The sequence below is a fragment of the Chloroherpetonaceae bacterium genome, from assembly GCA_033763895.1.
Lineage (GTDB): Bacteria > Bacteroidota > Chlorobiia > Chlorobiales > Thermochlorobacteraceae > JANRJQ01.
This window is the reverse complement of the sequence record JANRJQ010000004.1, coordinates 752851-766498: the sequence shown is the minus strand read 5'-3', so window position 1 is coordinate 766498 and position 13648 is coordinate 752851. Positions and strand designations below refer to the sequence as shown.

The window sequence follows — 13648 nt, the reverse complement described above, 5'->3', positions numbered from 1 at the left end:
TAGTTGTTTCAACGGCAGTTCAAAGCCGAAATAAATCAAGTTCATTAATCCAATAACGAATGACAGGGGCAAAATCGCCTCTTCACCAATATGAAGTCATTGATCTCGGCATTTTTGGCATTGGTATGTTTAGCATCATTCTCTGCCAAAGAAAGCATTGGGGCAGCCATTGAAAAGCCCGCGACCGTTTTAGGCACGACAGGAAAATTGACCGGTTCGGTCATCGATGTAAATACGAAAGAACCATTGATTGGTGCCAATATTAAAATTGATGGGACGCGATACGGCGGCACCACAGATGCCAACGGGAATTATACCATTCTTAATATTCCTCCCGGGACTTATACCATTAAAGCCTCTTATCTTGGGTATCAACCCAAAACTGTAACCAATATTCGAATCAAAGCTGATTATACCGAAAGGCTTGATTTTGTTTTGAACACCGATGAAATCAGAAGTGATGAAATCGTGATTCGAGCTGAGCGTCCGATTGTGGTCAAAGATCAAACTTATTCAGCTGCGGTTGTAAGTTCGGAAGAAATTCAAGCGTTGCCGGTGGAAGACATCAACCAAGTCATTGGCATTCAAGCGGGGGTTGTCGGTGGAAGTTTCCGAGGTGGCCGTCGAAATGAAGTCGCTTATTTGGTGGACGGCATTTCTGTAACCGATGTTTTCGACGGTAATTTCAGTCGTACCTTTCAAGCCGGGGCTTCGAATTTTATTGACCCGCAAACGATTCAAGAAGTGCAAGTCATTTCCGGTGCGTTTAATGCCGAGTACGGCCAAGCGATGTCGGGTATTGTGAACATCATTACCAAAGACGGAAGTGAAAAATATACCGGTCAAATGATGCTTTATGGTGGAGACTATCTGACTTCACGTGCTTCTTCGTACCGTGGGCTTTCTTCAGTTTCTCCCTTAGCAATCCCAAATATGCAGGCTAATATCAGTGGCCCCGTTCCTTTTACGGGAAACGATTTAACATTTTATGCGGCAGGTCGGTATTTCGCGAACGATGGATTTCTGAACGGGATTCGTCAATATCAACCCGGCGATGTCCTCTCGCTTTTGGATGTTGTCAATAATCCATATGCCTTATTACAAACCCCTTTTCCGGCAATTCGGGGTCGATTCGTTATCGGCAATCAAGGCTTTGGTACGATTTCATTTCCGGGAAACCCAACCTCCCCACCGATTGCACTTGACCAAAATGGCCGTGCAATCGTTGACCGTGCCAATGGCATCCCGGTCGCGGTACCATACAACCCAACGACTTCAAACCTTGCGATCTTTAATAACTATAGAAATTTAGGGACTGGCGATGATGCGGTTGTTCCGCTGAGCAACTACGAGCGCCGTTCATTTCAAACCAAATTGGCTTTTAAGGGATCTGCTATCCTTAAACTCACCTATAGTTTGAATTATGAGGATGAAAATTTCAGATCGTATGATCACGGCTGGTCATTAAATCCGGATGGCGATCAGCGGTTCTTTCGAAACACACTGAATCATATCGGCAAAATCACTTACACTGCTTCAAATACAACCTTTATTGAAGCAACTTACTCCAATTACAACACGCGGTCATTCAATTATGTTTTCGAAAACCCACTTGACCCTCGCTATCAATTTCCGGGTCTGGGAGGCAATGTCGGGCAAGGCGATTTCTTTTTAGCCGGTGGTACAAAAAATGATCGCTTTGACCGCACGACAAATACCAATCACTTCAGAGCCGACCTGACCAGTCAAATGACCGATATTCATCTTGTGAAAATGGGCGTTGATGTGAAATTTCATCGTCTCGATTTCAATGCCCTTGTCGTTAGAGATCAATTTGAAAATGGGGTTCCAAACCTTGTCAATGGATTTCAACCCGAACTTGCCGACCCTGTGACAGAGCTTGGAGGGGGCGATGTTTACCAAAGAACGCCGTTTGAACTTGCGGCTTATTTACAGGATAAAATTGAATTCGGCAGTTTAGTCATCAACTTAGGCATCCGGTTCGATTACTTCAACTCAAGAACTACAATCCCAAGAGATCCCAGTGACCCCAGCGAATTTATTAAGCTCCTGCCCGATAGTATTTATGCTGAGCGGAATGGAACAACCAATCGCCAAATTGATGCAACACCAAAATATGCCATAAGCCCACGGCTTGGCGTTTCATTTCCGATTACCGAAAACGGGTTGGTTTATTTTTCATTTGGTCAATTTTTTCAAATGCCACAGTTATCTCTGCTTTATGAAAACTCGCGTTATAAATATGGAGAGCAGGCCGGCGCCGGCGGGTTCATTGGCCCATTCGGAAATCCGGATATTAAACCGCAGCGAACAACCAGTGGTGAAATCGGGCTTCAACAGCAAATCGGAGAATCAATTGGGATAAACCTAACGGCTTACTTCCGTGATATTCGCGACCTTGCCAGTTCGGCCTTTATTCGTGACCTCGTAAACGGCGCACAATATTTTATATTTGATAATTTCGATTACGGATTTGTTCGTGGGATTACACTTTCAGTAACACAGCAGGTATCAAATGCCATAAGTTTTGGCGTCGATTATACGCTTCAAATTGCCCAAGGCAACTCTGCCGATCCGGGTTCAGCTGCTAATCAACGTCGAGGAGGGGCAGAAGTTGAAACACAACTTTTACCATTGCCTTGGGATCAGCGTCACACCTTAAACATCACGGCCAACTACGCTTCTGATGATTGGAATGTGGGAGTTATCGCACGTTACGGCTCAGGCTTTCCATTCACACCTGAATTGATTCCCGCACCAAGTGGCGGTGTTGCACGGCTGATTACAAACACCGCAACCAGCCCTGCTACTTTTACAATGGATTTACGGGCATCGAAAAATTTCAATTTCGATGGCGTCGGGATAGGATTGTTTTTGCAAGTTTTCAATCTCTTAGATGCGGCCAATGAGCTTGGTGTGTATGCACGCACCGGAAGCGCCGTCAATAATATTTTACTCCCGATTCAGAACAATCAATTCAATACACTCAATACCGTTGAAGAATTTTTCCAACAGCCCGGCAGACTTTCTGAACCGCGGCGCTTATCGCTTGGAATGACACTTAATTTTTAATATGAAAAAGGGTTCACAATTTTCACTCTTGACGGCATTGGTCGTCTTGTTCAGCGTATTATCGACTGAATTAAATGCACAGGGCATCAATCTTCCGCTTGAACAGCAATACGGATTGCAATTTCAACGCAGCAATATTCACAATGGAAACCGTGTGAAAACCACCTTTTTTAATCAAGGTAGAGTCGCGGGTGGTTTAGCTCCCAATGGTGCTTGGCCGGTAGAAAACAATACTTATGTCGGTGACTTAAATGTGGTGATTGGTATTGAAAAAATCTTTGCAGATACCATTCTTTATGACGCGAGTGATCCAACTCGTGCAACCGGCAGGCGGCTTCGCGATAATAGAACTGGCGTTCGTATTCCAACAAATTCAATCATCAATCCAAATATTGTCGTCAATGGGGATAGTGGTGTTTCAATCTCAGATACATCTTGGTATGTCACCGGAAATCCAAGCGTACGCTTTAGAAGGACGGAAAAAAATCCGGGCGGGATTTTCTATGGCCTCACCCCTTTTACCGGATTTAGCAATCCGCGTCAAGACCGAGTGGCGATGAGTCACCTCACGAACACTTGGCCCGACCGTTGGCCTGATCAACCGACTTGGATTGATGATCGAACCGGTCTTGCACAATGGAACGGTTACTTTGGCCGAGGAATTACTAATGCCGATCAAGAAAGCTATTTTGTGACAACCGATGGAACAGATCGGCAATGGTTTGATGCCTACGGTTATCAACCCTACCCGGGCGATACTCGCCGTTATGGCGCAGGGCTTGTCGTCTCAATCCGCGGCCTTCAATTCTCCAACTTTCTTGCTCAAGACAATATCTTCTGGATTTATGATATTAAGAACGATTCGAAGTTTGACTATGATAAAGTCTTCTTCGGATCGGTTGTAGGAACTAATATTGGCGGTGGACCAGCAGCGGGAGGAGTTACCTTCTTTGATCAAAGTCGCTCGATTACTTATAGCCGCGCCACCTCTCCGCAAAATGTCCCCGGAACTTGGGATGCTCGATTCCCGCCCGGTTTATTAGGACTTGCCTTTTTGGAAAGCCCCGGAAATTCATTTGATGGAATAGATAATGATGATGATTGGACGCTCTCGGGTCGAAATACTTCACTCACACCGGCACAATTCAATATAAACGGCGGTTCAGGTCCCTATGATTATGATGTCAATACCAAAACCACAAACCCCGAAAGTGGTCGAGATGAATTTCAATTCCGACGGGTATTGCAAGCCGGTGATCCGGTAATTGTGATTGAACGGGTTCGGAAGCCAATTGTAAAATACAACAGCGAAATTACTGTTTATCAACGGAGGTTTCTCCGAGTTCCTTCTAATGATACCACCGTTGTTTCACTTGGAAAATCGTATGTGATTGGTCCCGGCAAAGTACTATCAGAAGTTTCTAACAATTCATTTGATGATAACCTTAACGGACTCATCGATGAAAATTATATCCTTCATGTGGACAGAAGAGTAACGGAATTTGATTTAATTACTCAACAATCACGTTCACGAAATCTTACACCACTTCGGTACATCGATTATATTCAACTTGGTGTCGATAATCCCACAGGCTACCCCGCAGGTTCAGGAATTTTAGATCCTCTTGAAATCAATCAAAAACTTTACCCAATGATTGACGAACGCCGTGACGACACCTTTGATAACAACGGCAATGAAGATGGCAGTGAACTCTTCATAGATGCCCGTGATGTCAATGAAGCCGATCAAATTGGGCTTACAAGTTTTGCTTTTGGAACCAACAACGATTTTGATTTGGGAAATATCCCTGAAATGATTCGCTCAACCCGCCCCGGCCGTTTTGATTTGATTCAGCCAAACATCATCGATGGCGATTATATGTATGGCGCAGGTTACTTCCCCTTGGGTTCAGGGCAAACCGAGCGCTTTTCGATTGCGCAAGTATATGGAACAGATGAAATCAATATCCTCAGCAACCGCGATATTGTTCAAGCGATTTATGATGCTAATTACAATTTTGCCCGTCCCCCACAGCCAGTGCCTGTTGTAAGAGCTTATACCGATAACGGACGAGTGACTCTGTATTGGGAAAGTGAATCGGAAGAATATCGCGATGAATTTATTCGCCGAAGGCTAAACCTACCACAAGGTACAACTGATTTAAGAGTGAAGAATTTTGAAGGATATAAAATATATAAAGCAACGGATCCAAATTTTTCAGATGCTTTACTCATTACGGATTCACGAGGGCAGCCTGCACAGCAGTTAAAGGCATTGGCCCAGTTTGACTTGGATAATGATATCCGAGGAAATTTCCCACTTGCAACCACCATTTTGCTTGAACAATCGAGAGGTATCGCCTTTTATTTGGGTAACAATACCGGACTTGTTCGCTCATATACCGATACTTCGGTTATCAACGGAAAAACCTATTTCTATGCGGTAGTCGCTTACAACCGTGGTGATACAGCGCTTGGGCTATATCCGGCAGAGAATCCGGTCAGCGCGCGCCCTGATGGGAATGGAAATTTCCTGCTTGGTCAAAATGTGGTTGTGGTTGTCCCGGGAGCGAAAGTTTCTGGATTTGAATCCCCAATGGGAAGCGGCGGTTCATTAACTCCTTTGCTTACGGATGGAAAACCTCCGATAGGCGGCGGGAGTGTGCGATATACAACACTTGACCCCAAGGCCGTACGGAATAAAGAATATGTGGTAGAATTTAGTGATGCCGGTACCGATGGAATCGATAACAATGGCAACGGACGAATTGATACTCAAGATGCGCGCGAGCTTTCACGTGTTACCACGTCGTTCAGAGTCATCGATGTGACCAATGCCAATAGCCCTGATACGATTATCAAACAAAGTCGTTTCCCATTGAATGTGCAGAGTTCATATCGGAGGAATTCAACCCTTTATGTAGGAGATAGTCAGATTTTTAACGGGCTAATGCTCTCAATTGAAAATGATATCAATATTCGATATCAACCGCAGCAATCCGGTTGGGTTGCTCGAGGGAGTGAACCGTTGCCTAATGCATATACAGTGAGTATTCAGCAAGTGAACAATGGCACATTTGATGCTGGTAATGTTGCTTTTGATACCATTGCACAAGCCAATGATTTTGAAATTGAAGTGGTTGAAACTTCAAATAGTGACCGAGTGGTATTTCGGCGTGGCAACGCAAATCGGACGATTAATTCACAGCCGTGTAATTTTGTGGTTCGAAATCTTTCGACGGGTCAAGTCGCACGCTTCTTTTTCCCCGTTAATACGGTCAACACGCGATTAGATTCCAATCTTGTACAAATTGCTTTACCATTTCTTCCTGTTGCTCCGGCAAGTGGTGTGGATTCTCTTTACAGTTGGGTGATAACCTTTTCGCCAACCCGTGTGCCGGGTGCGGTGAAACCGAAAGTCGGGGATAAGTTCGTGGTTCGGTTTGTCAAGCCATTTGTCTCAGGTGATCGGTTCAAATTAACAGCGCAATCGGTTGGAATTGCATCCGAGATCGAAAAAACCGCACTTGACCGTGTGAAGGTTGTGCCTAACCCATATGTCGCGAGAAGTTTATATGAACCCTCATTGCCCGTAGGTGTACAGACCGGCCGTGGGGAAAGGCGAATCAGCTTTACCAATGTTCCACAAAATGCAACAATTCGAATTTATAATGTTCGCGGCGAATTTGTGCAGGAAATCAGGCAAAGCGGAAGTTTGGAAGGAACGGTGTATTGGAACCTGAGAACAAGAGATGGGCTAGATGCCGCATACGGGCTATACATCTACTACTTGGATGCTCCCGGGATTGGTAGCAAGACCGGAAAGTTCGCCATAATTAAATGAGGAGTGTGAGATGAGATTAAAAGTTAATGGTAGAATGAAACGAACTTCAGCACTCTTCCTCGCAATGATTATTGCGATTATAGGTGGAATGAATCGTCAAGAGATTCATGCACAATCGCGAGTGGCGACAACGGCAGCGCAATTTTTAGGCATTGGGATTGGACCAAGAGCCGTAGCGATGGGCGGTGCACAAATTGCCTCTCGCCCCGATGTGATGTCGCTCTATTGGAATCCGGCGGGCATTGCAAGAAATGACGGTCTTCAAATCGGATCGGTCCACTCCGTGTGGCTTGCAGGGACAAGTATCAATTGGGCCGGGTTAACTGCCAAGACAGGCTTTGGCACATTTGGAATAGGCGCAACGTTGCTCAGTTCAGGAGATATTGAACGCACAACAGAAGCGCAACCCGATGGCACGGGCGAATTCTTTTCAACCAACGATCTCGCTATTCAATTTAGCTATGCTGTTTCACTCACCGATCAGTTTTCGATTGGAGGAAGTTTGAAGTTTATCAACCAATCCATTTGGCGAGCTTCGGCGCAAGGCGTCGCGCTTGATTTGGGGCTTCTTTATAATATTGAAGATCGGCTTCGCGTTGCGGCAACAATGTATAATTTTGGAACACAAATGGCTATGAGCGGCAATGGACTGTTGATTACCGCGTCTTCCGGAACTGGCGCTGCAGGGGAAAATAACGGGATCCCCGCGATGTTAGGTACTGAAAGTTGGAATCTTCCCCTCGTCTTTAAGATTGGTCTTTCCTATGATCTCATCAAAGACAATGAGAATCTTCTCATCATTGCACTTGATGGTGTTGCACCGAATGATAACGATTCATACTTCAACTTAGGTGCAGAATATGGGTGGCATGATTTACTGTATTTTCGTGTCGGTTATAACACCCTTTTCTTAAACGAAGCTGAAACCGGTTTAGCATTTGGACTTGGGGTCAAGTATATGCTTGCAGGCCTAAACTTCCGATTCGACTACTCTTATCAAACCTTCGGACGCTTGAGCGCGCCGCAATGGCTTTCGCTTTCACTTCAATTTTAATTTTACTACTACTTAAGGGCCGGCAATGAATTCACCGATTGGAACACAACCACAAACGCTCTCGCAAGAGTCAAATAAAAACTACACGCCCGCCTTTATTACAGTAACAACGCTCTTCTTTATGTGGGGCTTTCTGACTTGCTTAAACGATATTTTAATCCCCCACTTAAAGTCGGTCTTTGAACTAAGTTTTGTGCAAGCGGCAATGGTTCAGTTCACATTTTTTTCGGCTTATTTCATTATGTCGCTTCCGGCCGGAAAGGTCATTGCAAAAGTTGGGTACAAATCAGGAATCGTAATAGGGCTGAGCACCGCCGGCGTTGGTGCTTTGCTTTTTTATCCCGCAGCCGCATTTCTATACTATCCCTTTTTTCTTTTGGCTCTGTTTGTACTGGCAACGGGAATTACGCTTTTGCAAGTTGCCGCAAACCCTTATGTCTCCGTTTTAGGAAAGCCTGAAACGGCTTCAAGCCGATTAAATTTAGCGCAAGCATTTAATTCCCTTGGAACCACGATTGCTCCGGCTGTTGGGGGACTTTTGATTTTGAGCGGCACAATAAAGACGGCAGAAGAGCTTCAAGCGATGACCCCTGAGGCGATGTCGATGTATAAACTTAGTCAAGCCACACTGGTTCAACTTCCTTATATCGGGCTTGCGATTGCGCTTTTCATTCTCGCCGGTGCAATGGCTTTTTTTAATCTTCCTACGATTTCAACGGTCGAGGGAAATGAAAAAGAAGAAAGTTCGTTTGGAGAAGTCCTGCGCGAAAAACAATTGGCCTTTGGGGCATTAGGCATTTTTCTTTATGTCGGCGGTGAGGTATCAATTGGAAGCTATCTCGTAAACTTTATTGGACTTGAAGAAATTGCAGGATTGCCCGAGAATCAAGCGGCGGCTTATGTCTCATACTATTGGGGCGGTGCAATGATCGGTCGGTTTATCGGATCGTATTTACTGACTGTCATTAAGCCCGGTAGATTATTAGGCGCATTTGCAATCACTGCCGCGTTGTTAGTTTTTGGAACATTGATGACAAAAGGTTCTATGGCGATGTTCTTGATTTTATCGGTCGGATTAATGAACTCCATCATGTTTCCAACCATTTTCACCTTAGGTATTGATGGCTTAGGTCAAAAGACCAATGCAGGTTCAAGCATTATGATTATGGCGATTGTCGGTGGCGCAATTCTTCCCGTCTTGATGGGGGCAATGGCTGATTCTATCGGGCTTCATCAAGCATTTTGGTTGCCACTTCTATGTTATGTGTATATAGCTTACTACGGATTTATAGGCTCTCAACATCGTTAATAAATTGATATGCAAAGTTCAAGAATGAAAACTTTAGTTACCATTTTCGCATTCTTTTTGGCTATTAATTTATATGCCCAAATTCCCACAACGGGTCTTCAACTTTGGCTTCGTGCCGATACTTTGGCATTGGCCGATGGCGATTCGGTATCACTTTGGCCGGATCTTTCAGGCGGAAATCGTAATGCAACCAGCACCGGAAGTTTCAAACCCATTTATGTAACGAATCAAGTCAATGGAAAGCCCGCAGTGCGATTTCAAGGGACGAGTGGATTTTCATCAAGCGGAAGTGCAATGACTGTTCCAATGCTCTCCGGTTCAAATATTTCAGCCTTTGTGGTTGTGGCAAATCGAAGAGCCCCATTGGTTCAACAAGCCGTCGATGTCATCTTAGCCTCAAAAACATCCGGCGACCCCAATCAATTCACAGGATTTGGATTTTCAACCTATAACGGTTTTGCGTCAACCGCATCACGAACGCTTATTGCAGAGGCTTCAGGAAATGGTTCTACGGTACGCTTAAGACGAAATGGTCAGAATGCACCCAATATCAATCTCAATCAAAATCAGTTTGTGGTTGCTGCCTATATCGGTTCGGGAATCATCAATCAGGGCGTAGTGAATGGTCAAACTGCGGGAACGCAAGTACGGCTTGGAAGCTTTGTCGGTGAAACGCAAGGATTATATGGCACCAATGATATTGCCGAAGTTTTGCTCTACAACCGCACCTTGAATTCAGTAGAAACCGTAGCGGTTGAAAAATACCTTAGCGAGAAGTACAATATCACCGTTGCAACAGAACCCGTTGCACCGCCCGGTGGCGGTAAGTTTTACCGTGGAGCAGAGTATCGCACCAAAGAATCTTTCCTTTATGGCCGCTTTGAAGTACGAATGAAATCCGTTCCCGGCAGCGGCGTGCTGAGCACATTTTTCACCTATCACGATTTTGTGGGCAGTACCGAGCAGTGGAATGAAATTGATATTGAAATCTTGGGGAGATATAATAACGAGGTACAGTTTAATGTCATCACGGCATTTGAAACCAGCCACGATTACAGGCAAGTGGTGAATTTCAACCCGCATCAAGATTTTCATGATTATGCCTTTGAATGGACTCCCACGTATGTGGCGTGGTTTGTGGATGGCGTTGAGGTTTATCGGCAAACACAAGCGCATATTCTCACGCTTCGCCGTGCGCAAAAAATTATGATGAATATCTGGCAACCCATCTGGACAGATTGGACGGGTACATTTGATTGGCGCATTTTACCGCTATATCCTGCTTATGAATGGGTGCGGTATTCCAGTTGGAGCGAAAGCCGAGGATTCACATTTTCTTGGCAAGATAATCTCGATAGCTTTGATTCAAACCGATGGGATCGAGGGACAGGCACTTGGAGCGCGAATAATGCACAATTCACACCCGATAACATCTTCTTCCAAAATGGGCGAATGTTTCTGGGGCTTACAATGCCGGAGCAAGCCGGGCAGCTCTTGAGAATTGACCGAAGAGGGCGAGAGATTTCACGAGACTATGAGTTGATGCAAAACTTTCCGAATCCGTTTAACCCAACCACCACCATCCGATACCAACTTCCCGAAATTTCGCGCGTTCAGCTTGATGTGTATGATCTCTTGGGCAGAAAGGTTGAAACATTGGTGAACACGTTGCAAAGCAGTGGCCGCTACGACATAAACTTTAATGCCTCGTCACTCGCAAGTGGGGTGTATTTCTACCGCCTTAGTGCCACGCCTCTCGGTGGGCAGCGCGGGTTTATCGAAACAAGAAAAATGACGCTCATTAAATAAGATGATATCACGACGAGATTTTTTGCAATCATTGGCCAAAGCCGCCGCTGCAATGGCCTTGGGGCAAGTGATGAATCACGATTTACTTGCAGAGGGAATGCATTCCATTGAACATCAAGCGGGTAATCCGATTGAAGGTCAAGAATTTGTGAGCAAACGGCCACTGCCAAAAGACAGAAAATTTCGAAGTGAAAGTGTTGATGCCGTAATCGAGGACATTAAGCGAAGTGATATTGACCCTGAACTAAAATGGCTTTTTGAAAACTGCTTCCCGAATACGCTGGATACCACCATCACTTTCCACGGAAAACGCAACGGTCTGCCAGATACCTTTATTATCACCGGCGATATTCCCGCAATGTGGCTGCGCGATAGCACCGCGCAAGTAACGCCCTACATTCCACTTGCGAAAGCAGACTCAAAACTTTCCACGCTTATTGAAGGCGTTATTCATCGGCAAACGGATTGCATTCTCATCGATGCCTTTGCGAATGCGTTTAATATCGATGGGAAAGAAGCCTCGCGGTGGCATCAAGATAAAACCGCAATGCGCAATGAGCTTCACGAGCGAAAATGGGAAATCGATTCGCTTTGCTACGCCATTCGTTTGGCCTATCTCTATTGGAAAGCAACAGGCAACTCGGCATTTATGACCAAACCGTGGAAACAAGCAATGAAACGCATTGTGGATGTCTTCACCGAGCAGCAGCGCAAAGAGAATGAAGGCACTTACCGCTTCAAGCGTGAATTCGCCGCGTGGTACGGCGATTTCATTGCCAACGATGGGCTTGGGTTGCCAACGCGCAAAGTGGGGCTTATTCACTCCGCCTTCCGACCTTCCGATGATGCTTGCCTTTTTCCATTTCTGATCCCGTCTAATTTCTTTGCTGTTACCAGCTTAACCCAACTGGCTGAGATGCTTCAAACCGATACAACTGAAAAATTGCTTGCCGATCGCGCAAGAGGGCTTGCGAGTGAAATTTCAGCCGCACTTGAGATCCATTCCAAAAAGCAGCATCTCACTTACGGCTTGTGCTACGCCTTCGAAACGGATGGTTTTGGGAATCATTACTTTATGGATGATGGGAATCTTCCATCGCTTATTTCTTTACCGTATTTAGGTGCGGTTCCGGTAACCGACCCTGTTTATCAAAACACACGACGCTTTATTCTCTCAAACGACCACATGTATTTCTTCAAAGGCAAGGCGGGCGAAGGCTACGGCGGCCCACATGCCGGATGGGAAATGATTTGGCATTTGGGCGTAATTGCCGTAGCACTTACTTCAACGAGCAATGAGGAAATTCGGAAGCAACTGCAAATTCTTAAATCAACCCACGCCGGAACAGGATTTATGCACGAAGCCTTCCATAAAGACGATGCTAAAAAGTTTACACGCTCTTGGTTTGCGTGGGCCAATACACTCTTTGGCGAACTCATCTTAAAACTTCGTTCCGAACGACCCGACCTTTTGAAAAAAGTTTGAAGTAATGAGATGAAATAATCGATGAAAGAGTTTTCTTCAATCCCTCACAGGCGATATAACCCACTGACCGGAGAGTACATTCTTGTTTCCCCACATCGGAATCAACGGCCGTGGCAAGGGAAAATAGAAACTGCAAAAATCGATACACCGCGTACGCACGACCCTTTATGTTATCTCTGCCCCGGAAATACGCGAGCCAATGGGGAGATGAATCCGAATTATACTTCCACATATTCCTTCACCAACGATTTCTCCGCGATTCTCCCGAATACAGAACCGAGTTCTTTTGAACATGATTTACTCAAAGCCGAAAGCGTGCAAGGAACGGCGCGGGTTATTTGCTTTTCTCCCAATCATAGCCAAACAATGGCTGAGATGAGCGTCGAAGAAATTTCAGCCGTTATTGATTTATGGCAAACGGAAACCGAAGAACTCTCAAAGAACTATCGATGGATACAGATTTTCGAAAACAAAGGTGAAATGATGGGCTGTTCAAACCCACATCCGCACGGGCAAATTTGGGCAATGAATTCGCTTCCCACGGAGGCCAAAAAAGAAGATGACACCCAAAAAGAATACTTCCAAAGAGAAAACAAGAAACTGTTGATGAACTATCTCTCAATAGAACTTGAGGCCAAAGAACGCGTGATTTTAGAAAATGAACATTGGGCCGTGGTGGTTCCATTCTGGGCGGCATTTCCATTTGAAACATTGGTGCTCCCAAAAGCCGCACATCATCATCTCTTAAGCCTCAGCAAGAATGAAAAAAAGTCGTTGGCAAAAATTTTGAAAGAGCTTTTAATGGGTTACGATAGGCTCTTCGATGTTTCATTTCCATACTCAATGGGGTGGCATCAAGCACCCTTTGGTGCCGAAGGAAAACATTGGCAATTGCACGCGCATTTTTACCCACCGTTGCTCCGCTCTGCAACCGTGAGAAAGCATATTGTTGGGTTTGAATTGCTTTCTGAATTGCAGCGAGATATGCTCCCCGAAACCGCCGCACAAATGCTTCGCGAGTCACATCAAAAACACTTCAAAAGCGAGTGAGGC

Annotated in this window: 7 protein-coding genes; all 7 read left to right on the top strand. The window is 45.2% G+C overall.

The window, feature by feature from the left end:
- The first annotated feature begins 90 nt into the window (after positions 1–90).
- Genes SFU91_03955 through SFU91_03925 form a run of 7 tightly spaced genes read left to right on the top strand, consistent with a single transcriptional unit; the run spans position 91 to position 13645 of the window.
- Positions 91–3093 carry a TonB-dependent receptor gene (locus tag SFU91_03955; GenBank protein ID MDX2128170.1) on the top strand — a complete coding sequence of 1001 codons (3003 nt, stop codon included), beginning with the start codon at positions 91–93 and terminating at the stop codon, positions 3091–3093.
- Position 3094: 1 nt separating this feature from the next.
- Entirely contained in the window at positions 3095–6937 is a 3843-nt protein-coding gene (locus SFU91_03950) for a hypothetical protein (protein MDX2128169.1), read from the top strand.
- A 10-nt stretch (positions 6938–6947) separates the two neighbouring features.
- Complete coding sequence (locus tag SFU91_03945) at positions 6948–7991, top strand: PorV/PorQ family protein (protein ID MDX2128168.1); 1044 nt, start codon at positions 6948–6950, stop codon at positions 7989–7991.
- 25 nt (positions 7992–8016) lie between these two features.
- Complete coding sequence (fucP, locus tag SFU91_03940) at positions 8017–9300, top strand: L-fucose:H+ symporter permease (protein MDX2128167.1); 1284 nt, start codon at positions 8017–8019, stop codon at positions 9298–9300.
- A 9-nt stretch (positions 9301–9309) separates the two neighbouring features.
- The gene (locus SFU91_03935) at positions 9310–11109 is read left to right on the top strand and encodes a family 16 glycosylhydrolase (GenBank protein ID MDX2128166.1); all 1800 of its coding nucleotides are present in this window, start codon (positions 9310–9312) and stop codon (positions 11107–11109) included.
- 1 nt (position 11110) lies between these two features.
- Positions 11111–12595: a glycoside hydrolase family 125 protein gene (locus SFU91_03930; GenBank protein MDX2128165.1), complete on the top strand. Its 1485-nt coding sequence runs from the start codon at positions 11111–11113 to the stop codon at positions 12593–12595.
- A gap of 21 nt (positions 12596–12616) precedes the next feature.
- Positions 12617–13645 (top strand): UDP-glucose--hexose-1-phosphate uridylyltransferase, encoded by a 1029-nt coding sequence (locus SFU91_03925; protein MDX2128164.1) that lies wholly within the window; start codon positions 12617–12619, stop codon positions 13643–13645.
- Positions 13646–13648: the final 3 nt, after the last annotated feature.

Excerpts from the sequence above, each read along its gene's own strand:
- SFU91_03955 (MDX2128170.1), top strand. The coding sequence starts at position 91 with ATGAAGTCATTGATCTCGGCATTTTTGGCATTGGTATGTTTAGCATCA.
- SFU91_03945 (MDX2128168.1), top strand. The coding sequence starts at position 6,948 with ATGAGATTAAAAGTTAATGGTAGAATGAAACGAACTTCAGCACTCTTC.
- fucP (MDX2128167.1), top strand. The coding sequence starts at position 8,017 with ATGAATTCACCGATTGGAACACAACCACAAACGCTCTCGCAAGAGTCA.
- SFU91_03930 (MDX2128165.1), top strand. The coding sequence starts at position 11,111 with ATGATATCACGACGAGATTTTTTGCAATCATTGGCCAAAGCCGCCGCT.
- SFU91_03950 (MDX2128169.1), top strand. The coding sequence starts at position 3,095 with ATGAAAAAGGGTTCACAATTTTCACTCTTGACGGCATTGGTCGTCTTG.
- SFU91_03925 (MDX2128164.1), top strand. The coding sequence starts at position 12,617 with ATGAAAGAGTTTTCTTCAATCCCTCACAGGCGATATAACCCACTGACC.
- SFU91_03935 (MDX2128166.1), top strand. The coding sequence starts at position 9,310 with ATGCAAAGTTCAAGAATGAAAACTTTAGTTACCATTTTCGCATTCTTT.